General features: G+C 64.2%; 18 protein-coding genes. 5 read left to right on the forward strand and 13 right to left on the reverse strand.

The features are described from left to right. Positions 1 to 35: 35 nt before the first annotated feature. Positions 36 to 1,187 (reverse strand): ribonuclease D, encoded by a 1,152-nt coding sequence (gene rnd, locus ABIB90_RS27405; protein ID WP_007591909.1) that lies wholly within the window; start codon positions 1,185 to 1,187, stop codon positions 36 to 38. A gap of 373 nt (positions 1,188 to 1,560) precedes the next feature. Next, positions 1,561 to 2,460 carry a LysR family transcriptional regulator gene (locus tag ABIB90_RS27410; protein ID WP_354163447.1) on the reverse strand — a complete coding sequence of 300 codons (900 nt, stop codon included), beginning with the start codon at positions 2,458 to 2,460 and terminating at the stop codon, positions 1,561 to 1,563. 103 nt (positions 2,461 to 2,563) lie between these two features. On the opposite strand from ABIB90_RS27410, the gene ABIB90_RS27415 reads away from it, so the two are divergent. After that, positions 2,564 to 3,553 carry a zinc-dependent alcohol dehydrogenase family protein gene (locus tag ABIB90_RS27415; RefSeq protein ID WP_354163445.1) on the forward strand — a complete coding sequence of 330 codons (990 nt, stop codon included), beginning with the start codon at positions 2,564 to 2,566 and terminating at the stop codon, positions 3,551 to 3,553. A 96-nt stretch (positions 3,554 to 3,649) separates the two neighbouring features. Here the strand turns inward: ABIB90_RS27415 and ABIB90_RS27420 are convergent, their stop codons facing one another. The 5 genes from ABIB90_RS27420 to ABIB90_RS27440 form a co-directional block, all read right to left on the reverse strand. Continuing rightward, a complete protein-coding gene (locus tag ABIB90_RS27420) occupies positions 3,650 to 4,981 on the reverse strand; it encodes an ABC transporter substrate-binding protein (RefSeq protein WP_354163443.1) in 1,332 nt (443 codons plus the stop codon). An 11-nt stretch (positions 4,982 to 4,992) separates the two neighbouring features. Then, a complete protein-coding gene (locus tag ABIB90_RS27425; RefSeq protein WP_354163441.1) occupies positions 4,993 to 5,862 on the reverse strand; it encodes a carbohydrate ABC transporter permease in 870 nt (289 codons plus the stop codon). Then, positions 5,859 to 6,809: a carbohydrate ABC transporter permease gene (locus ABIB90_RS27430; protein ID WP_035992818.1), complete on the reverse strand. Its 951-nt coding sequence runs from the start codon at positions 6,807 to 6,809 to the stop codon at positions 5,859 to 5,861. The genes ABIB90_RS27425 and ABIB90_RS27430 overlap by 4 nt, the downstream gene beginning before the upstream one ends. A gap of 1 nt (position 6,810) precedes the next feature. After that, positions 6,811 to 7,662 (reverse strand): phosphodiesterase, encoded by an 852-nt coding sequence (locus ABIB90_RS27435; RefSeq protein ID WP_354163439.1) that lies wholly within the window; start codon positions 7,660 to 7,662, stop codon positions 6,811 to 6,813. A gap of 169 nt (positions 7,663 to 7,831) precedes the next feature. Next, the gene (locus ABIB90_RS27440; protein ID WP_354163437.1) at positions 7,832 to 9,307 is read right to left on the reverse strand and encodes a protein adenylyltransferase SelO; all 1,476 of its coding nucleotides are present in this window, start codon (positions 9,305 to 9,307) and stop codon (positions 7,832 to 7,834) included. Positions 9,308 to 9,501: 194 nt separating this feature from the next. Between ABIB90_RS27440 and aspS the strand changes: the two genes are divergently transcribed. Next, positions 9,502 to 11,274, forward strand: coding sequence for an aspartate--tRNA ligase (aspS, locus tag ABIB90_RS27445; protein WP_354163435.1), 1,773 nt, complete (start codon positions 9,502 to 9,504; stop codon positions 11,272 to 11,274). 157 nt (positions 11,275 to 11,431) lie between these two features. Here the strand turns inward: aspS and ABIB90_RS27450 are convergent, their stop codons facing one another. Then, on the reverse strand, positions 11,432 to 13,408 hold the full coding sequence (locus ABIB90_RS27450) for an aq_1923 C-terminal domain (protein WP_354163432.1): 1,977 nt from the start codon (positions 13,406 to 13,408) through the stop codon (positions 11,432 to 11,434). 245 nt (positions 13,409 to 13,653) lie between these two features. Here ABIB90_RS27450 and ABIB90_RS27455 point away from each other — a divergent pair, with 245 nt between their 5' ends. Beyond that, on the forward strand, positions 13,654 to 15,963 hold the full coding sequence (locus ABIB90_RS27455) for an NADP-dependent malic enzyme (RefSeq protein WP_354163430.1): 2,310 nt from the start codon (positions 13,654 to 13,656) through the stop codon (positions 15,961 to 15,963). Between the two features lie 322 nt (positions 15,964 to 16,285). Continuing rightward, positions 16,286 to 16,738, forward strand: coding sequence for a DoxX family protein (locus tag ABIB90_RS27460; RefSeq protein ID WP_007591884.1), 453 nt, complete (start codon positions 16,286 to 16,288; stop codon positions 16,736 to 16,738). Between the two features lie 11 nt (positions 16,739 to 16,749). Here ABIB90_RS27460 and ABIB90_RS27465 read toward each other — a convergent pair whose 3' ends face one another. The 4 genes from ABIB90_RS27465 to ABIB90_RS27480 form a co-directional block, all read right to left on the reverse strand. Beyond that, entirely contained in the window at positions 16,750 to 17,301 is a 552-nt protein-coding gene (locus ABIB90_RS27465) for a dihydrofolate reductase family protein (RefSeq protein WP_354163428.1), read from the reverse strand. An 8-nt stretch (positions 17,302 to 17,309) separates the two neighbouring features. After that, the gene (locus ABIB90_RS27470; protein ID WP_354163426.1) at positions 17,310 to 18,329 is read right to left on the reverse strand and encodes a polysaccharide deacetylase family protein; all 1,020 of its coding nucleotides are present in this window, start codon (positions 18,327 to 18,329) and stop codon (positions 17,310 to 17,312) included. A gap of 165 nt (positions 18,330 to 18,494) precedes the next feature. Continuing rightward, positions 18,495 to 19,064, reverse strand: coding sequence for a glutathione peroxidase (locus ABIB90_RS27475; RefSeq protein ID WP_354163424.1), 570 nt, complete (start codon positions 19,062 to 19,064; stop codon positions 18,495 to 18,497). A 92-nt stretch (positions 19,065 to 19,156) separates the two neighbouring features. Further along, entirely contained in the window at positions 19,157 to 20,770 is a 1,614-nt protein-coding gene (locus ABIB90_RS27480; protein WP_354163422.1) for a L,D-transpeptidase, read from the reverse strand. Between the two features lie 208 nt (positions 20,771 to 20,978). Between ABIB90_RS27480 and ABIB90_RS27485 the strand changes: the two genes are divergently transcribed. Then, positions 20,979 to 21,527, forward strand: coding sequence for a CreA family protein (locus tag ABIB90_RS27485; protein WP_354163420.1), 549 nt, complete (start codon positions 20,979 to 20,981; stop codon positions 21,525 to 21,527). A gap of 53 nt (positions 21,528 to 21,580) precedes the next feature. Here the strand turns inward: ABIB90_RS27485 and ABIB90_RS27490 are convergent, their stop codons facing one another. Next, positions 21,581 to 21,790: a hypothetical protein gene (locus ABIB90_RS27490; protein WP_354163418.1), complete on the reverse strand. Its 210-nt coding sequence runs from the start codon at positions 21,788 to 21,790 to the stop codon at positions 21,581 to 21,583. Between the last annotated feature and the right edge of the window lie 240 nt (positions 21,791 to 22,030).

Here is a 22,030-nt window from a genome sequence, read left to right on the forward strand (position 1 = left end):
CTTTCGCCAGGACGACGCTGGGGAGAGATGGCGGCCTATTCCGCCCGCTGAACCCCGATCACGCGGCCTTTCTCGACCGCCAGCGCCAGCTCGCCGCGCTTCAGTTTCAGTGCGGCCTCGCCGAACAGCTCGCGGCGCCAGCCGCGTAATGCCGGCACGTCGGCCTCGTCGTCGGCCGCGATCTCCTCGAGATCGTCGACGGTCGCAATCACCTTGCTGGCGACCGCATGGCGCTCCGCGGTCATGCGCAACAGCACCTTCAACAGCTCGACGATCGCGGCGCCATTGTTATTGTTGCGCGGCTTTTCCAGCTTCGGCAGCGTGGCGTGATCGCGCGCCAGGCCGCGCTCGACGGCGGCGACGATGTCGGCGCCCCATTTGGATTTCTCAAAACCCTTCGGCACCGAGCGCAGGTTCGCGAGCTTCTCGATCGTGTTTGGCGCGTGGGTCGCGATGTCGCTGACGGCCTCATCGCGCAGCACGCGGCCTCGCGGCACGTCGCGGCTCTGCGCCTCCTGCTCGCGCCAGGCGGCGACCTCCATCAGGACCGCGAGGTCCTTGGGCTTGCGCACCCGCGTCTTGAGCCGTTCCCAGGCGCGCTCGGGGTGGAAGTCGTAGGTCTTGGGCGAGGTCAGGACCTCCATCTCGATCGAGACCCATTCGCTGCGGCGGCGCTTCTTGAGGTCGGCATCGAGGGCTGCGAACACGTCGCGCAGATGCGTGACGTCGGACACGGCGTAGTGCATCTGCTCCTTGGTCAGCGGCCGGCGCGACCAGTCGGTGAAGCGGTGAGTCTTGTCCGGGCGGTGTCCGGTGACCTTCTCGACCAGCGCGTCGTAGGCGATGCTGTCGCCGTAGCCGAGCACCATGGCCGCGACCTGGGTGTCGAACACCGGATGCGGGATGATGCCCGCCTGATGCCAGATGATCTCGATGTCCTGCCGGGCGGCGTGGAACACCTTCAGCACAGCCTCATTGGCCATCAGCTCGAAGAACGGCTTGAGGTCGATGCCCGCCGCCAGGGTGTCGATGACGATCGCTTCCTCGGCGCTGGCCATCTGCACCACGCACAGCAGCGGGTAATAGGTGGTCTCGCGCAGGAACTCGGTATCGACGGTAATGACGGGGTGCTTGGCCAACCGGCTGCAGGCAGCCGCAAGGTCAGCGGTGGTGGTAATCAGATCCATGAACGGCCCATGACAAGTCCATCAGCCGTTCTGCCGAAAGCGCTGTGATGTCAAGGGGCTCGAAGCGAATTCGAGCCTTGCATTTGGGCCGGAATCGCATTTACCGACGAAAATCCTATTCGTAGCGGACCCGCCGGGAGGGTTTGCGCGTACAAGGCAGGGCCACCACGACCACGCACATGGCGACCAAGGCCAGTCCCAGGAACTCGAAAACCAACAGATCCACGGCAAAACCCCTCAGAAACATTGCTAAACTTGTCTGGGGCGAATTGAGGGTCTGTTAATTCTCGTGGTTACCGGCGGAAGGCCGGGCCGGATGGTGGACGCGGGGTTAACGGGCGCGCCATGCCGTGCAGCGTCGTGGCATCCGGCGTCAGGTCATGAGCTTCGGCAGGGCGGCCGCCAAGGCGTCCACGGCGGCGCGAACTTTCGGCGGCATCCGGGGCGAGCGGGGCCAGAGCGCATGGCAGTCGTAGAGGAATCCCGGCTGACCGCTCAACAGATTGATGAGTGTACCGGCGCGTAGGCGTTCGCGGACCAGCCAGTATGGCAGCCAGGCCAGTCCAATCCCCTGTGTCGCGGCATCCGCAATCGCATCGAGATCGTCGAACCTGAGCCTTCCCGCCGGCATGATTTCGCTCGGAGGCTGGCCCTTGCGGGGAAACAGCCACGGCCGGACGCGTCCGGAGCGGCGATAGATGATCGCCTGATGCTGGGCAAGATCGTCGAGCGATTTCGGCTTGCCGTTGGCGCGCAAATACGAGCGCGCGCCGCACACCACCATGCGCTGGCTTGCGATGCGCCGCGTCTTCAGGTCGGATTGATCGTGCAGATCGCCGGTCCGGATCGCAAGATCATAGCGGCCCTCGATGATGTCAGCGATCGGGTCGCCGAACGAGAGATCGAGCTCCAGATCGGGATATCGTCGCGCAAGCTTCATCAGCAAGGGGGCGATGCAGTGCCGGCCGAGCAGGGCGGGCATGGTCACGCGGAGCCGGCCACGCGGCTCGGACAATTCGTCGGAAGCGACGGCGTCGGCGGCCTCGGCTTCAGCGAGCACAGTGCGGCAGCGCTCGTAATAGGCTTGGCCCGTCTCGGTCAAGCTCTGGCGCCGTGTGGTGCGGTTGAGGAGGCGGACGCCCAGGCGCTCCTCGAGGAAACGAACGTGCTTGCCGACCATTGGCCCCGACATTTCGAGCGCATCGGCGGCGGCGGCGAACGAACCCACATCGACCGCCTTGACGAAGACGGCCATGCTGGTCAGGCGGTCCATGATTGCAAACTCCTGGTTTCGACTGTTCGCCCCTCTGAACCCTTTATCCAGTGCCGCCCGGTTGCCATAGCTCCATTCAATTCAATTGTTTTGGAGTGTGTTCATGGCGCGCGTCGTTCGCTTCCACAGACATGGTGGCCCCGAGGTGCTGCGCATCGAGACCGTCGACGTCGCGCCTCCGGGGAGAGGTGAGGTGCAGATCAGGGTCAAGGCGCTCGGGCTCAATCGCGCGGAAGCGCTCTTGCGGAGGGGGGCCTATATCGAGACCGCGACGCTTCCGTCCGGCCTTGGTCTCGAGGCCGCCGGCATCGTCGAGGCGATGGGCGAAGGCGTGAGCGGCTTTTCGCCGGGGGAGGCCGTCAGCATCGTGCCACCCGTGTCGATGGTGCGATGGCCGGCTTATGGCGAGCTCCTCACGTTTCCAGCCGAGTTCGTCGTGAAGCACCCGCCCGAGCTCGGCTTCAACGCGGCGGCCGCGGTATGGATGCAATATCTGACGGCGTTCGGCGCCCTGGTCGATATTGCTGGGCTGGAGCGAGGGGAGGCCGTAGTCATCACCGCGGCGTCGAGCAGCGTCGGGCTTGCGGCGATTCAGATCGCGAACCGGATCGGTGCGATCCCGATTGCGGTGACCCGAACCTCGATCAAGCGGCAGGGCTTGCGCGATGCTGGTGCCGGCGACGTCATCGCCTCGTTGGAAGAGGACATCCGGTCGCGCCTGGAGGACATTGTCGGCTCAAACGGCGTTCGCGTGGTATTCGACGCGGTCGGCGGCCCCATATTTGAGCCGCTCACCGCCGCGATGTCGCCGGGTGGCGTTCTCATCGAATATGGCGGCCTGAGCCCCGAGCCGACGCCGTTTCCGCTGGTCAACGTCCTGACCAAGAGCCTGACGCTGCGCGGCTATCTCGTGCACGAGATCATCCGCGATCCCGCGCGACTTGCGATGGCGAAGGCCTTCATCCTCGACGGGCTGCGCGCCGGCGCATTGCAGCCGATCATCGCCAAAACGTTTCCCTTCGAAGAGATCGTCGAGGCGCATCGGTTCCTGGAGTCAAACGAGCAGTTCGGCAAGATCGTGGTGACGATCTGAGAGTCTCGTGGCGATGCGAACGAGAGCACCTCCCCGAAACGCATTCGGCGCCCCGCAGGACGGGACGCCGACGTTCGTTTGACGTTGCACCCAGCCTTACGGCAGCTTCAGCGACGTCTCCGCATTGTACGGCTTCAGCGTCTCGTCGGCCGCCTTCTGGGCGGCCACTAGGGCCTCCTTCGGCTGCTTCTTGCCGTTGAGGACCAGCATGACCTCGTCCTCCAGCGTCTTGCGCACCGGCACGGTCTTGTAGGTCGCAAACCACGGTTTTGCGACGTCGAGCTGTTCGACGGCGGTCTTGGCGTCCGGGTTCTTGTTCAGGAATTCGACCATGTCAGGCGTCTTGTAGGCGGCCATGTTGGGAGCGAAATACCCGGTGGCGCGGCTCCACCAGCCGCTCTTCTCGGGCGAGGTCATCCACTTGATCAGCGTCCAGGCGGCCTTCTGCTTGTCGGCTTCCTGGCCCGCCGGAACGATCAGCGAGGCGCCGCCGATCGGCACGGCGTTGCGGACGTTGCGCGGGATGAAGGCAACCTTGTAGGCGAACTTGGCGTTGTCACGCACATAGGTCAGCGAGCCCGTCGAGAGCATCATCATCGCGGCATTGCCGGAAATGAAGGAGGTGCTGACGGCCGGGCCAGGCGTCGCGCCGGGCGGGTGAACCTTGTGCTTGGTGACGAGGTCGTTCCACCAGGTCAGCGCGCCCAGCATCGAGGGCGTGTCGTAGTAGACCTCGCCGCCGAACTCCTCGTTGTAGTAGCGCCCGCCATTGGTCATGGTGAGCGTTTCCATCATCCAGCCGCAATAATCGTAGGCGCACGGGATCGCGATGCCCCATTGGGTCACCTTGTCACCCTCGCGCTTGGTGAGCTTCTTGGCCCAGTCGGTCAATTCAGCCCAGGTCTGCGGCGGCTTGCTCGGATCGAGGCCCGCTTCCTTGGCCTTGTCGGCGTTGATGTAGAGCAGCGGCGTCGAGTTATGGAATGGCACGCCGTAGACTGAGCGGTTGATCACCGCGTTGCCCTGCAGCGCCGGAAAGAACTGGCCCAGAAACTGCTCCTTGGTGGTGCCGTCGGCGGCGATCAAGGGATCGAGGTTGGTGAGCTCGTTCTCGATCTGCATATCGAGCAGGAAGTTCGCCGACATGATCACGGCAGCCGGCGGCTTGCCGGCCTTGATCGAGGCGCGCGTCTTGATCAGCGTGTCGTCATAAGAGCCGGTGTAGACGGCGGTCGCCTTGATCGCGGGATGGGTCTCGTTGAACTCCTTGATCAAGGTGCCCATGTCGCGGGCGAGCTTGCCGTCGACGGGGACGGGGAAGAACAGGTCGATCTCGGTCGGGCCTTCGGCCAGCGCCGGGAAGGTGAGGGCGCTTGCCAAAGTGCCTGCAATGGCAAGGCCAAGCATGATCCTGCGGGAAAACAGCATCGAGAAATCTCCTATTTGATGCCTGAGGTGACGAAAGAGCTGATGAAGCGTTTCTGGAAGATCAGGAAGGTGATGAGCAGCGGTGCGATCACCATCAGCGTGCCGGCGGCGATGGTGCCCCAGGCCTGCGTGCCTTCCGCGGTCGCGGTGAACACCGAGAGTCCCACCGTGAGCGGCCGCTTGTCCGGCGAGTTGATCACCATCAGAGGCCACAGGAAGTCGTTCCAGTGGCTCGTGACGGAGATGATGGCGAAGGCCGAGAAGCTCGGCATCGACAGCGGCACGTAGATGTGGCGGATGCGCTGGAGCAGGCTGGCGCCGTCGATCAGGGCAGCGTCTTCCAGCTCGGTCGGTATAGCCTCGAACGCCTGCCGCATCAGGAAGGTGCCGAAGGCGGAAGCGAAGAACGGCATCATCACGCCAGTGAGGGTGTCATAGAGGCCGAGCTGTGCCACCAGGCTCAAATTGGGCACGATCAGCAGCACCGGCACCAGCATCAGCTGCATGAGGAAGAGATAGAAAATCAGCCATTTTCCGGCGAAGTCGAGCCGGGCAAAGGCAAAGCCCGCCAGCGTGATCGTGACGACCTGCACCAACAGGATGCCGGTGCAGATCATGATAGTGTTGAGGGTGTAACGCGGGAAATCGCCGATTTCCCAGGCGTCCCTGACGTTGTCGAGCGTCGGCTTCAGGCTCGGCATCAGCTCGGCCATCAGATTGATGCCGTCGGATGCCGGGCGCAGCGTCGCCACGCCCATCCACAGGAACGGGATCAGCCAGACCACCGCGAGCAGCACGGTCAGCGCAAAGCCGAGCTTTGGCGTGATCTCGCGGCGGGTGGCGAGCGGGGCGTCCTTGAAGAGCTTATCGATCAGCTTCATGCCCCGCCCTCGCGGTTCGCCATGGTCCGGAAGGAGAGCGCGGTGAGGCCCATCAGCGCCGCAAGCGTCAGCAGTGTCGCTGCCGAGGCCTTGCCGATGTCGTAGTGCTCGACCGCCTGCTGGTAGATGTAGAACAGCACGAGATTGGTCGCGTTGGACGGCCCGCCTTTGGTCATGACAAAGACGTGGTCGACCTGCGTGACCGCGTTGAGTGTGGCGATGACCGTGACGAACAGGAAGGTGGGCTTGAGCTCGGGCAGGATGATGTGGCGCAGCCGCTGGTACGGCCCTGCGCCGTCCAGATGGGCGGCTTCCATGACATCTTCCGGCACCGCCTGGAGGCCGGCCAGGAAGAACAGCATGTAATAGCCGGCGTTCTTCCAGATCGTGATGACCATGATGGCATAGAGCGCGATGTCGGAATCGCCGAGCCAATTCGGCAGCACCGGCAGGAAACGGCCGATGTAATAGTCGAGCAGTCCGACATTGGGCAGAAAGATGAACAGGAACAGCGCGGAGGCCGCGACCATCGGGATCAGCACCGGCAGGAACAGCGCGGCGCGCAGTGCACTGGTCAACGCGTTGGTGCGCGACAGCGCCAGCGCGAACAGCAGCGCGAGGCCAATGCTCGGGATCGCCGTGCCGACGGCATAAACGAGATTGTTGACGACCGCGCCGGTGAAGGCGGGGTCAGCAAGCACCGCTGCGATGTTGTCGAGACCGACGAAACGAACCGGCGCCCTGGGCGTGGCGCGCTGATAGAGCGCGTCGACGAGGACGCGGCCCATCGCACCGTAGGTGAACAGCGCGAGGAAGACGAGCGAGGGCAGCAGCAGCAGATAGGCGGGCAGGGAGGTTTTGAAGCGGTGAGAAAACCGATTCAGGATATGCAGGCGCGGCGGCGCCGAGGCCGCGACCGGGAGAGCCGCGGGTTCTGCGAAGCTCATCTCATCGCGCCGGGAAATTGAGCGCATAGTCGCGGCCGTCCACTCCCGCCGGTGGCTCGAAGGGAAAGCGCAGACTGGTGTCGAGGAAGTCGTGGCTGTGCACGACCAGGTTCTCGCCGTCGATCAGCACCACGCCGTAGGCCGGCGGCTCGTGGCTGGCGAGATGCTCGGCCGCGGCAGCGTCGAGCTCGAACCAAACCTGGTGGTTGGTGCCGCGAAGCGTCGAGAACGGGATCTTGCCGTAGCTGCCGAAGATCGGCCGGTGCACGTGGCCGAAGAAGAGGTGGCGGATGCGCGACCGGTAGGGCGCGATCACCTCGGCGAATTCGGCGCTCTGTGCCAGCGAGATTTCGTCCATCGCATGGACGCCGACCGGGAACGGCGGATGGTGCATGAAGACCACGAACGGCATGTCCGCCGGCGCGGCCGCGAGCGTGCTCGCGAGCCAGCCGAGGCGCTTGGCGCACATCTCGCCGGCATGGCTGGTCTCGTCCAGCGTGTCCAGAAACACGAACAGACCGTGCTCGGTGGTGCGCGTCCCCTGCACGAAGCCGTTCGGATCGCGCGGGGCGGACCTCAAGCCGTCCAGGCAGGCGACACGGCGGTCATGGTTGCCGACCATGGCGACGTATGGGATTTTCAGCGCGGACATTGCGTCTGCGAAATTGGCGTAGGATTCAGGCTCGCCCCAATGGGTGAGGTCGCCGGTCACGACCGCGAAGGCGGCATCGACGTGATGCTTGTTGATGTCGGCAATCGCAGCGTCCAGTCGGGCGCGCGGGTCGAGGCCATACAGCTGCAGCCCGGGGTTCGCGAGATGCGTGTCAGTGATGTGGATGAACTTGAAAGGCATGGCACTTGTCAGGATCGTTGGAGGGTGGGCGCCTCCGGCAAGACGACCCTGACAGGCCGTTAGAGTACGAGTGTTTCAGTTTGATGACAGCGGTTCCGGTGGCGCGAGGCGTCCACAAGCTCGGCTTAGCACGCCTTCGGCTAATCCACCCTACGCACCGAGTTTGTCATTACGTCCCGCAAAACGTCTGCAGCACCCGCTGGTCCGGCAGCGGAGGATCGGCATAGGCGGCGTAGTCCGGCTGGTCCTCGAACGGTTTGGCCAAGACCTTCACCAGCTCCTCGAACGGCGCGTAGTTGTCATCGTTGACCGCGGCCCGGATCACGGCCTCGATGCGGTGGTTGCGCGGGATGAAAATCGGGTTGACGGCGTGCATGGCGGCTTGCCGTTCGGCTGCGCTCTGCGGCTCCAGCGCTGTGCGCTCGTGCCAGCGCCTGGCCCACTCGTCGAACGCCGCGGGGTCCGTGAATTGCGCGCGTGCATCGTCAGCAGCCGGATCGCCAACTGCGTCACCGAGCTTGCGGAAGGTGAGGGTGAAGTCGGCCTGGTTCTTGGCCATGGCATCCAGCAGGTCCTGGATCAGCGCGTCGTCGCCGTCGCGCTCCGTGAACAGGCCGACCTTCTTGCGCAGGCCCGCCTGATAGGTGTCGCTGAACGTCTCGGAGAAGGCGCCGAGAATGTCCTGGGCCTCGGCAACCGCCTTTTCCTGATCGTCGGAGAACAGCGGCAGCAGGCATTCGGCAAGCCGCGTCAGATTCCACAGCGCGATGCGCGGCTGGTTGGCGTAGGCATAGCGGCCCATCTCGTCGATCGAGGAAAACACCTGCGACGGATTGTAGGAATCCATGAAGGCGCACGGACCGTAATCGATCGTCTCGCCGGAGATGGAAGAGTTGTCGGTGTTCATCACGCCATGGATGAAGCCGACAAGCAGCCAGCGTGCGACCAGTTCGGCCTGGCGCGCGACGACGCCGGACAGCAGCGCGTGATAGGGCCGCTCGGCGCCAAGCAGCTCCGGATAATGGCGGGTGATGACGTGGTCGGCGAGCCGGCGGACCGCCTCGGTGTCGCGGCGGGCAGCGAAGAATTGGAAGGTGCCGACGCGGATATGGCTCGAGGCGACGCGCGTCAGCACCGCGCCCGGCAGCGCCGTCTCGCGCAGCACATGTTCGCCCGTGACGACGGCCGCGAGCGAGCGCGTGGTCGGAATGCCCAGTGCGAACATCGCCTCGCTGACGATGTATTCGCGCAGCACCGGCCCGAGCGCGGCACGGCCGTCGCCGCGGCGGGAGAACGGGGTGGGGCCCGAGCCCTTGAGCTGGATGTCGCGGCGGACGCCGCTCTTGTCGATGACTTCGCCGAGCAGGATGGCGCGGCCATCGCCGAGCTGCGGCACGAAATTCCCGAACTGGTGGCCGGCATAGGCCATGGCGATGGGATCGGCCCCGGCGGGAACTGTCTTACCCGCCAGGATTTCGGCGCCCTCAGGGGTCTCCAGCACATCAGGATCGAGCCCGAGCTGGACCGCCAGCGGCCGGTTCAGCTTGATCAGCCGGGGCGCTGTCACGGGCGTCGGTGCGACCCGGGCGAAAAAGCTGTCCGGCAGCGCCGAATAGGAGTTCTGGAACGGGAAATGGACTGTCATGGCCTCAAGATAGGGGTGGAACGCCTGATGGCAAAGGCTTGAGCCCAGATTGGGCAAAAATGGGCACTTCCAGCCGAAAACGGGCCGTTCCCTTGGTTGCCGCCCCCGTCCTCCCGAGGTAAACCCTGCCGCAACTTTGGACCGGCCGTTTCGGCGGTTCGATTCGATCCTCCGACATTGAATTTGGGACGACCATGCATCGCTACCGGTCACATACATGCGGCGCGCTCCGCGAGAGCAACATCGGCGAGACGGTCCGCCTTTCGGGCTGGGTCCATCGCGTTCGCGACCATGGCGGCGTGCTGTTCATCGACCTGCGCGACCATTACGGCCTGACCCAGTGCGTGGTCGATCCGGACTCGCCGGCGTTCTCGCAGGCCGAGAAGCTGCGTTCGGAATTCGTGGTCAAGATGGATGGCAAAGTCCGCCGCCGCCCCGAAGGCACCGACAATGACGATCTGCCGACCGGCAAGATCGAGATCTATGTCAGCGAGATCGAGGTGCTGGGCCCGGCCGGCGACCTGCCGCTGCCGGTGTTCGGCGACCAGGAATATCCCGAGGACATCCGCCTGAAGTATCGCTTCCTCGACCTGCGTCGCGAGAAGCTGCATCAGAACATCATGACGCGCGTCGAAGTCATCAAGTCGATGCGCAGGCGGATGGAGGGGCAGGGCTTCTTCGAGTTCAACACGCCGATCCTGACCGCGTCCTCACCGGAGGGCGCGCGCGACTTCCTGGTGCCCTCGCGCATCCATCCCGGCAAGTTCTACGCGCTGCCGCAGGCGCCGCAGCAGTACAAGCAGCTCCTGATGATGTCGGGCTTCGATCGCTACTTTCAGATCGCGCCCTGTTTCCGCGACGAGGACCCGCGCGCCGACCGCCTGCCGGGCGAGTTTTATCAGCTCGACGTCGAGATGAGCTTTGTCACGCAGGAAGATGTCTTCGCCGCGATGGAGCCTGTCATCACGGGCGTGTTCGAGGAATTTGCCAAGGGCAAGCCGGTGACCAAGGGCTGGCGCCGGATTCCTTTCGCCGAGGCGCTGCGCAAATACGGCAGCGACAAGCCGGACCTGCGCAACCCGATCGAGATGCAGGACGTCTCCGAACACTTCCGCGGCTCCGGCTTCAAGGTGTTCGCGCGGATGTTGGAGGACCCCAAGAACCAGGTGTGGGCGATCCCGGCGCCGGGTGGCGGCTCGCGCGCCTTCTGCGACCGCATGAATTCATGGGCGCAGGGCGAGGGACAGCCGGGCCTTGGCTACATCATGTGGCGCGAGGGCGGCGAGGGTGCCGGTCCGCTCGCCAACAACATCGGTGCTGAGCGCACCGCCGCGATCCGCGCGCAGATCGGCGTGAAGGAAGGCGATGCCGCCTTCTTTGTCGCCGGCGATCCCGACAAGTTCTGGAAGTTTTCAGGGTTGGCCCGCAACAAGGTCGGCGAGGAGTTGAACCTCACCGACAAGGAGCGGTTCGAGCTGGCCTGGATCGTCGACTTCCCGATGTACGAGTACAACGAGGAGGACAAGAAGGTCGACTTCTCGCACAACCCGTTCTCGATGCCGCAGGGCGGTCTCGATGCCTTGAAGGGCCAGGATCCGCTGACCATCAAGGCGTTCCAGTACGACATCACCTGCAACGGCTACGAGATCGCCTCGGGCGGAATCCGCAACCACGTGCCGGAAGCGATGGTGAAGGCGTTCGAGATCGCAGGGTACGGCGAGCAGGAAGTCGTTGATCGCTTCGGCGGCATGTACCGCGCCTTCCAGTACGGCGCGCCGCCGCATGGCGGCATGGCCGCCGGCGTCGACCGCATCGTCATGCTCTTGTGCGGCACCAACAATCTGCGCGAGATCTCGCTGTTCCCGATGAACCAGCAGGCCATGGACCTCCTGATGGGCGCACCGTCGGAGCCCAGCCCCAAGCAGCTCCGGGAGCTGCACGTGAAGGTGAATCTGCCGCAGAAGTGAAGTTTGCGCGGGAAGATGTCCGTGCCCCGGACGCAGCGCAGCACGCAGTGGTGCGCAGCTGAGCCGGGGCCCATGTCTGAGCGAGCAGCAGGCTTCTGGATCCCGGCTCTGCGCAGCAGCGTTACACGCTGCAGCGCGTCCGGGACACGAAATCCAACTACAGCCCCGTCGACGCCTCGATCCTGAACTGCGCAAGCGCGCTCTGTGGGTCGGTTTGCAAGAGCTGCATCAATTGCATCAGCGGTGCCTTCGCGCGCGGGGACAGCTTAATGGAAAGCGTCTGGCCCGGCGTCTCGACGAAGCGGGCGATCGCGTCCACGACCGCGTTCGCATCCGGATTGGCGGAAGCAAATTGCTCGCGTCTAGCCTTGATGCTCTCGACGAGCGCCTGGCGTGCGGTATCGCGGCTGACCTTCTGCATGCGCGCGAACTGTGCCGCGACGAGATCGACGACGCCGCTGTCGCGCAATGAGAATTCGAGCGTGCCCGCCTCGATCCGGGCCGCCTGGCCCATGAGCTGGGCGGGATCGGCCGAAAACACCTCGCGTGGTACGTTGCCGAGCGCGATACGCAATTGCGCTCTTGCGATGCCTCCGATGTCGAGCGTCGCGGGCGTCAGAACGAAGCTGTTGGACTGTTCGGTCCAGGCAGCGCCGAGATCGAGGTCGACCGCGAGCTTGTCGATCCCGCTGGCAATCAATGGAAGCTGTTTTGGATCGGATGGATCGGCCGGCGTGACAAATTTGGCAACCACATGCGCCTTGCTCGGGATCGAGCCGACGAGCTGCCCCCAGTCCAGGCTCAGTGTGTCGATCATGACCAGCTCCTTGGTGGTCTTGAACGGCGCCGTCACGCCCTTGATCTCCGCGCCTGCGAGCACGCCGAACAGCCCGAGCATCTGATCCGGCGAGGGCGGCCGCCCGGGAGTGGTGAGGCTCGCTGCCCAGCGCATCAAATTCGCCGTGCTGAAGGATTTCAGCGCGAAGCGCTCCATCTTGAACTGTCCCTGCGGAGACGGCGTGTCGATGCCTTCGACCGCGAACTCGCCGTCGCGATATCGGATGGCATTAACGGTGGCCGTTCCTTGCGACGTGCCGACCGACATCTTGCCGATTTCGCCCTTACCGATGCGAAGACCCTCATAGACTCCGGCGAGCTTCTCCAGCAGCTCGCGTGCCTGTGCCGGAGTCGGCGGGGCCGCTTGATCCCGTGGCAGCGCCGCAAATATTTCGGCCAGCCGGAATTTCGACGGCTGCACGGCGACATCATCGATGGCGAAGCCGTCGATCTGGAGGCGCACGCCATCGAGGGTGACGATGTAAGGCCCTGACGAAATCTGTCGATAGATCTGATGATAGCTGACGTCATTCGCCTTCTCGGGATCGAGCGTGGCGAGCATGCCGCCTGCATCGAAATCGTTCATGACGAAATTCGGCATTTCTACCGTGAGCTTGTCGGACTTGCCCGGCTGGGGCAGCTTGAAGGTGGAGGTGAACAGATCCGCTTTGGTCGCCTCGACCTTGCCGCGTCTCAGGTTTTTCATCACCAGGCCGGAATAGGCGAAATCGCCGCCGCCTGGATTGGCCGTACCGGGCTTGCCGTCGACGGTGACGGTGATCGTCGGTACCTCGATCGACGACGCCGTGACGCCGCTGAACTGTTCGAGGCCAAATCGATACAGCTCGGTGATGGCGTTCGAGGCCGGCAGGGGCTGGGCACGAATCGCCCCGGCGTAATCCCGTATCGTGGCCTGCGGGATCTTGTAGGCGGTCTTGACTTGCGAGGAGTCGACCGAACTGTCGATTGCGAATTCGATCCCCGAGACCTCGATGGCATCGGCGGAGAAGGTCACGTCGTCGATCTGGCGCACGCCGATCGCCTTGACGCCGGCAATCCTGGCCGGCAGTTGCAACGGCTGGCCCGGCTCAACGGCGATGTCCTCGATCGTCAGGGTGCGCGTGGGCAGATCGAAGGCGATCTTGCCGTAGCTAGCCTTGCCGCCTTGCTTGCGGATTTGCTCGAACGCGGCCTCCACCTCGGCGGTGGTGCGATGCTGGACGTAGAGATTGAAGCCAAACCATCCGCCCGCGGCCATCACGGCCACGACGATCAGGCCGATCAGGATTCGCTTCATTCCCAGCTCCAGTTGCTCGCGTTGCAGGACGCAACCTGCCATATTCGCAAAGCAACGCGCGGTCCAGAGAAAGTGAGCGCTATCAGATATTTGACTGCGCGCCCTGTTGATGGGGCCGCAATCGGATGTTGCCACCGGGCCGCCCGGCGTGCTTCATCCCGTTTCCATGACCCGGAAATACCACCCGAAGGCGGGCCGGTCAGGACAACGTAGTTTGAGGCCGGTAACGCGAGGCAAGACACCGCATGTCGTCCTATTCTGATGATCTCCACCAGGCGGCGCTGGCCTATCATCGGCTGCCGCGCCCCGGAAAGCTCGAGATCCAGGCGAGCAAGCCGCTCGCCAACCAGCGCGATCTCGCGCTGGCCTATTCGCCCGGCGTCGCCGCCGCCTGCATGGAGATCGCCAAGAACCCGGCGGAAGCGGCGACGCTGACGATCCGCTCCAATCTGGTCGCCGTGGTTTCGAACGGCACCGCCGTGCTCGGCCTCGGCAATATCGGCCCGCTGGCCTCGAAGCCGGTGATGGAGGGCAAGGCGGTCCTGTTCAAGAAATTCGCCGGCATCGACGTGTTCGACATCGAGATCGCGGCCGACACCATCGAACGCGTGGTCGAGACCGTGGCCGCGCTCGAGCCGACCTTTGGTGGCATCAATCTCGAGGACATCCGCGGACCGGAATGCTTCGAGATCGAGGCGCAGCTCAAGGAGCGCATGAAGATCCCGGTCTTCCATGACGACCAGCATGGCACCGCGATCATCGTCGCCGCCGCGATCACCAACGGCCTGCGCCTGAACGGCAAGAACCTGTCGGACGTCAAGATCGTGGCATCGGGGGCAGGGGCCGCCGCGCTCGCGACACTGAACCTGCTGGTGTCGATGGGCGCTCAGCGCAAGAATATCTGGGTCTGCGACATCGACGGCCTTGTTCACGAAGGCCGCAACACCACGATGGACCGTTGGAAGGCGGTCTATGCGCAGAAGACCGACAAGCGCACGCTGGCCGACGTGATCGGCGGCGCCGACATCTTCATCGGCCTCTCCGCACCGGGCGTGCTCAAGCCCGAGATGGCCAAGGCGATGGGCGACAAGCCGCTCATCATGGCGCTCGCGAATCCGACGCCGGAGATCATGCCGGAGGAGGCGCGCAAGGTGCGTCCCGACGCCATGATCTGCACCGGCCGCTCCGATTATCCGAACCAGGTCAACAACGTCCTGTGCTTTCCCTTCATCTTCCGCGGCGCGCTCGATGTCGGCGCCAGCGCCATCAACGAGGAGATGAAGCACGCCGCCGTGGAGGCCATCGCGCAGCTCGCGCGCGAGGCGCCGTCCGATGCGGTCGCGCAAGGCTTCGACACCGGCGAGACGCAAGGGTTTGGCCCGGGCTCGCTGATCCCGAGTCCCTTTGATCCGAGGTTGATCCTGCGCATCGCGCCGGCGGTGGCGAAGGCCGCGATGGAATCGGGCGTTGCGACCCGGCCCATCACCAATTTCGATGAGTACACCGCGCTGCTCGAGCGCTTCGCGTTCCGCTCCGGCCTCGTCATGAAGCCGATGTTCGCCAAGGCCAAGACCCAGCCGGTGCGCGTGATCTACGCCGAAGGCGAGGATGAGCGCGTGCTGCGCGCGACCCAGGTGGTGCTGGAAGAAAAGCTGGCGACGCCGATCCTGGTCGGACGCCCGTCGGTGGTCGAGGCGCGCATCAAGCGCTTCGGCCTGTCGATCAAGGCCGGCAAGGACTTCGACCTCGTCAATCCCGAGGACGATCCGCGCTACCGCTCCTACGTGCAGTCCTATGTCGAGGTCGCCGGCCGCCGCGGCGTGACGCCGGATGCGGCGCGCACGGTGGTGCGCACCAACAACACCGTCATCGCGGCGCTCGCGGTGGTGCGCGGAGAGGCGGACGCCATGCTCTGCGGCGTCGAGGGCCGCTACATGAGCCATCTGCGCCATGTCCGCGAGATCGTCGGGTTTACGCCGGGGATCAGCGACTATGCGGCGCTGGCGCTGCTGATCACGAGCAAGGGCGCCTTCTTCATCGCCGACACCCAGGTGCGGCCCAATCCGAGCGCCGAAGAGCTCGCCGAGATCGCCTCGCTCGCGGCGGTCCACGTCCAACGCTTCAACATCAAGCCGAAGATCGCCTTCGTCTCGCATTCGGATTTCGGCAGCTACGACACGGAATCCTCGCGCAAAATGCGCCGGGCGACCCAGCTCCTGAAGGAGAAGCATCCGGAACTCGAGGCCGACGGCGAGATGCAGGGCGACACCGCGCTCTCGGCGGCTGCGCGCAAAATGGTGCTGCCGCACTCGAACCTCGAGGGCGAAGCCAACATCATGATCATGCCAGGCCTCGACACCGCCAACGTCGCCTACCAGATGATCAAGTCGCTGGCGGACGCGCTTCCTGTCGGCCCGATCCTGATCGGCCCGGCGCGCCCGGCCCACATCCTCACCCCGTCGGTGACGGCGCGAGGCATCCTCAACATGACCGCGGTGGCTGTGGTGGAAGCGCAGGAGCGCGCGTCGCGGCAGCAGCCGACGTTGTTTACGTAAGGGCGGGGCTCTAGCCGCGCGGCAGGTGCCGTGCCTTCTCCCCCTGCGGGAGAAGGTGGCGCGAAGCGCCGGATGAGGGGTTCTCTGCGCGAGACGAAATATCGAGAGTTGTCCGTGCCGATAGAAACCCCTCACCCGTCTCGCCGCTTCGCGGCGAGCCACCCTCTCCCGCAAGGGGAGAGGGGAAGAAGCTCTTGGCGCTAGTTTTGAATTACTCGCATTCGTCCATTTCCCCGTTTGTAAACCGGCGCACGACTCTCCATAATCCCCCGATGCTTTCGCAAAAATCCGGTTTCAAAAAGCCTGAGCAAAGAGGCCGATCATGCCAGCGTTCGTGACTTTTGGGCGGATCCTGTTCGCCGTGCTGTTCATCTACACGGGTGCGGCAAGATTGTTTGCCATGCAGGCGACCGTTGATTTCATCGCCGCCAAGGTCGTGGTGCCCGACATGATTGCGCCTTACGCCAAGCAGATCGAGACGGCGACGGCCATGACCACGCCGCAGCTGCTGGCGATCGCGGTTGGCGTGCTCGAGATCATCGCGGGGGTGATGATCGCGCTGAATTTCGGCGCGCGCTTCTTCGCGATGTTGATGATCATCTATGTCGCGGTCGCGACCTTCCTGTTCTACGACTTCTGGAACCAGGTGCCCCCTGACAACGGCAAGATGCTGGTCGACGCGCTCAAGAACCTGTCCATCATCGGCGCGCTGTTCATGATCATGGGCTACGGCCGCGCTACGCGTCCGGCCGAGGCGGCCTACGGGGACGTGTGACGGTCAAACCACTACATCCTGCGCCACGGCGTGACAGTCACGTCATGCGAGGCGTCGAGCAGATACGGCGCGCCCGGCTTCATCCCGTGTGAGGCCAGCACCTCCTGAGGCGTGCGCCCCGGTACTTCGACAAAACAGCCTTTGCCGCCGGGCAGCCGCAGATGCGGGGCTTCCGACAGCCAGAACGTGTCGTAGCGATCCATAAACATGTCGAACACGACGGGGCCGCCGATGATTGCGACGGTGCCGGAAGCGACATTGGCGAACGCGCAGGCGTCCTCGAAGCTGGCGTGATCCGGATTCCACAAGGTCGCGTTCGGCATCTCGGGATCGACGGTCAGAGCCTTGATCTTGCGGGTCAGGATCAGGCGCTTGCGCTTTGCTGAATTCGGCTGCTGCTCGTGCGAGTGACGGCCGTGCACGATCAGCGCGGCGCGATCGAGCGCCTGCTCGAAGAACAGCTTGTCGCCTTCGAACTTCAAGCTGTCGGGCATGACATGGTCGGCGTCGGCGAGCATGCCGTCCGCGGAGACGATGACGTAGCCTTCGATCCGAAAGGACAATGGCGCGGCTATTCGGAAACCGTCGTCACGACGCTGTTGACCGGCCGGTTGCTCACTGTCGGCAGCTTGACGTCCTTGAGCAGCTCCTGGTCGTATTCCGGCAGCGTCGAGGCCGGGAACTTGGCGCGCATCGCCACCACCTTGTAACCGCCGGCCTTCAGGCGCTTGAGCAATTCAGGCAGCGCTTCCGCAGTGTGCTTCTGGAAGTCGTGCATCAGGATGATGCCCTTGCCCTTGCTGTCGAGCTTCTTCATGACGGTCTCGATCACCTTCTCGGGCTTCGAGGCCTTGAAGTCGAAGGAGTCGATGTCGCAGGAGAAGATCGCCGTGTTGCGGTTGCCGAGATAGGTGACCATCTCCGGCGGATGCTGGAGCGCCGGGAAGCGGAAGAAAGGCGAGGGCGAAATGCCGCCGAGCGCCCATTTCACCGCGGAAAGGCCCTTCTCGATCTCCTCCTTGCGCTGCGCTTCCGTGAGCTTCTTGTTGTTGAGGTTGGCGTGGGACCAGGTGTGGGTGCCCACGGTATGGCCAGCCGCGTAGACCTGCTTGAGGATCTCCGGCTCGTAGGTCGCGTGCTTGCCGATCGAGAAGAAGATGCCGGTGGTGCACTCGTCGGCGAGCGCCTTCAGCACCGCGGGCGTGTTCTTGGGCCAGGGGCCGTCGTCGAAGGTCAGCACCACCTCGTGGTCACGCAGGAAGTCGAGCTCCTTGAAATGCTCGAAGCCGAAGCCGGGACCACCCGTGGTGTCGATCTCGACGGTGCGGGCGACCCCGAGCGCGCCCGGTGTGTTGCAGGCGGCGCGGGCGGGCTGCGGCGCCTGTTTAGGCGGGGGAGGATTGACGAAGCCTGCCGGCGCGGCGGCTGCTGCAGGAGCGGGTGCTGCAGCGGGCGCAGCCGCAGCCGGTGTTGCCGCCGGTGCGGCCTGCGTCGCGGCAGCGGGCTTTGCAGCCGGGGCCTGCGACCATGCCGCGCCCGTCATCGCCAGAGACATCGCGCTTGCCAATATCAGTCCTGCCGCCACACGCATGGTGTTGTCCTCGAGATTGATCCCGTTGTTCCGCCGCGGCTTTTCGCCTCCGGCAAAACCATCCTGCCCCTAACGATCCTAGCCTAGATGGTGGGCCCTCGCCATTGCAACGGCTGTTTGGCGCGCTAGCCCAATTGTGCCCAACCGGGTTGGGAACGCGTGGCGTCAAGTGTCGGCCAGTGCCTTCGCGATCGCCGTCTTGACCCGCGTGTCGGCCGGCTCGACCGTGGATGCAAAGACGTCGGCGATATACCCGTCACGGCCGATCAGATATTTGTGGAAGTTCCAGCGAGGAACTTCTCGCGGGCGCGCCTCTGCCGCCCATTTGTAGAACGGATGCGCCTTCGCACCTACCACGACGGCCTTGGCCGCGATCGGGAAGGTAACGCCGTATTGGTGGTGGACGGTTTCCGAGATCTCGCTGGTGCCGCCGGGCTCCTGTCCGCCGAAGTCGTTGGAGGGTACGCCAATGACGGTGAGGCCGCGTTCGCGAAACTCGCCCCAGATGTCTTGCAGGCCGGCATATTGCGGCGTGTAACCGCAGAGCGAAGCGGTGTTGACCACCAGCAGTGGCTTGCCGGTGAAGGCCGCAAGGCGGATGTCTTCGCCTGATAAGGCCGGGAAAGAGAAGGCGTAGGCGGAGATTCGGCTCATGCCGCCATCCGCCAGTGCACGCGTCGCCGGTGTCAGCGTGCCTGCAAAGGCGGCGATGAGCATGGTCCTGCGGTTCATCATGACGGCGTCCCCCGAAATGATCCGGGGCGCATGTTACCCCGCCGCTGTGAGCGGCCTCGTCAACACCGCGTTATCTGCCGCGATCAAGCGCGTTAGTACAGACGGACGATGAAATCGGTGCCTTCGCCAGTCTCGCCCTGGTTGATGCCCTGGTCGGAGACGATGATCGAGCCGCCTGACGTCAGCATTTCGTTGATCTTCGCGATCGTGTCGGCCGGGATCGAGACGCGGTCGAGGGCCTCGGACGGGCTATCCGGCGTGACCACAGGCTTTGCGGCGACGGGAATCACGGCCGCGCCACGCTGGCGGCCCGTCATGCGGCGGTCATCTTCCCGCGCGGCAGAGCGGACGGACACTGGCAAGGACACCACCGACCAATGCAGCGCATTGGAATCGGCCTTGTCGACCTCGGCGGTGAAGACATGCGTGCCGAGCGGCCGATCGCTCGCGGCGATCGTGACAGGCACGTCGAACAGTGGCGCAAAGTTCTGCCGCACGTAGAGCTTGGAATCCTTGCGGCTGATGAAGACCGCGATCTGGCCCGCCCGCTTGGGCGCTTCAGGTTTCGCCACGGGCGCCGGATCGGCAACGCGGGTTTCGTCCTTCTTGACGTCGGGCGTGGCCGCCTGCGCTGGCGCCGCGGCCGGTGCATCGGGCGTCTTCGCGGGTTCGGACTTGGCCGTTTCAGGCTTGGCGGTTTCGGACTTCGGCGTCTCCGCGGCCTCGACAGGCTTCGCTTCAGTGTTGGCGGGCTGCGCGGCGTCTCCGGCCTGGGGCTTGGCCGCGTCCGCCGCCTCAGCGGTCTTGGTCTCGGGCTTTGCCGTTGTCTCGGTCTGGTCGGCCGATGCCGCCGCCTCCTCGCGGGCCGGGGCATATCCGGTGGTCACGTCCGACATGACGGTGTGGCCGACCGACGAGCGCAACTCGAGCACGCCGTCGGCGCTGGCGGTCTTCGTTTCGGCCGGGTTTGCTGCGGCGGCTCCGGTATTGGCGGCGACCTTGTCGGCCTTGTCGCCGGCATTGGTCTGCGGCTCGAGGCTGGCCGCGGGTTGCAGCGGCACGCGCAGCGAGGCAAGCAGCGGATGTGAGAAGTTCTGCGGCGACATCTGGCCCGGCGAAACGATCACGCGCGCGCCCATCCTGGTCCAGTTCCACATCTTCACAGCGAACGCCATCGGCATGCGGATGCAGCCATGCGAGGCCGGATAGCCCGGCAGCACGCCGGCATGCATGGCAACGCCCGACCACGTGATCCGCTGCATGTACGGCATCGGCGCGCCGCTATAGATGTTGGAGTGGTGAAATTTGTGCTTCTGGATGACGCTGAACACACCCATCGGCGTCGAATGGCCCTTCATGCCCGTCGACACCGGGGATTCCGCGAACACGCCGTTGGTGTCGTAGACCGTGACCTTCTGCCGGTCGATCGAGACGACGATGACGAGAGGACCTTGCGGTTTCGTGCCCACTTCTTTTTCGGCAACAAGGTCTTTCTTGCCGGCCGCACCGCGCTTCTGCGGCTTCTGGCGCGGGACTTCCGGATGGCGCTCCTGGCGCCCGTAGGACCCGTCGGAATAATCCGTCCAGTAATAAAATGCCGCGTCCGCTTGGCTCACCGTGCCGATCGCACCGGCCGCCGTCAAAATGGCGACCTGCCAAAATCGCGCCGGCTTGGCAGAAAAACCAGACCCGTTCACGCTGTTCATCATCGAATCCATAATCCAAATCAGATGTTAGTCTCTCAGAGGGGATACGCGTTCACCAGCACGGCGGTTCTGCGATCAGCTAATTTTGTCCAAAGAGTAGCAAAAAAGCCTCACGGAGCGGTAAACGGCGGCCGTGTTGGCCTCCCGGTTGTCTTCCTGATCGGTCGCCTCATGCCTACATTGCTGGGACTTGTTACCGGAGAACTTCATGTCATCTCGTTTCCCCAGTCTTTCCAGCATCCGCTTGAAAGGCCTCGCTTTATTCCTTCTGGCGCTGACCGTGCCGGCAGCGTCCGCCTTCGCCGCGGACGAGCCGGATTTGATCTTCCGCCGCTCGACCGTGTTCAAATGGATGAGCCCGAACGACAAGCTTGCGACCTACGGCCTCGACGATCCTGAAGTCGAGGGCGTGGCGTGTCATTTCACGGTGCCGGAGAAGGGCGGCTTCAAGGGCTGGCTGGGCCTTGCCGAGGAGGTCTCGGACATTTCGCTCGCCTGCCGTCAGATCGGCCCGATCAAGTTCAAGAACAAGATGGAGCAGGGCGACGACATGTTCCGCCAGCGACGGTCGCTGTTCTTCAAGAAAATGCAGATCGTGCGCGGCTGTGACGCCAAGCGCAACGTGCTGGTCTACATGGTCTATTCGGACAGGCTGATCGAGGGTTCACCGAAGAACTCGACCTCGACCGTGCCCGTCATGCCGTGGGGCCCGGCGGACGCGAACGTCCAGAAGTGCGGAGAGTTCTTCACTCAGTGACGCTCTTGCGTTCACTCAGTAAGGGGTTTGCGTTCACAGTGACGCTCTTGCGTTCACTCGGTGATGTCAGCGCGGCTGGCGCGCGGTTTTGCAAGATGCGAGCCGGTCAGCCGCACGAATGATTGCGGCGTGGCCTCAAAGCCGGGGCTCGATTGCAGCGCCATTTCGCCAGGCGAATTGGCGCTGCTGCGAACAGGTCGTTGCTCCCGGCGGTCCGTTCGTTGGTCTGCATCGCGCGTCGTTGCGCGATCTTGCGCCGTCATGATGGCCGTTCCTCGCATGAACGCGCTCGGCGATACCCGGGCGTCCTCGGTCTCGATAGCTTGGGTCGCAGTCGAAGCGCCGCCGGTTCGACAGCACCCAGCCTTCGTTCGGCTTCTCTTCAGCAGAAAAACGTAAAACGCATGTGAAGGGAGTGAGGCGGGATCATGACGGCGCCCAGCGTTCCGGCGCGCATCCGAACTCGCCCGGAACCTGCCAGGCCACATTGGGTAGGCGCACGA

It is taken from the genome of Bradyrhizobium sp. JR4.1, from assembly GCF_040548605.1.
Classification (GTDB): domain Bacteria; phylum Pseudomonadota; class Alphaproteobacteria; order Rhizobiales; family Xanthobacteraceae; genus Bradyrhizobium; species Bradyrhizobium canariense.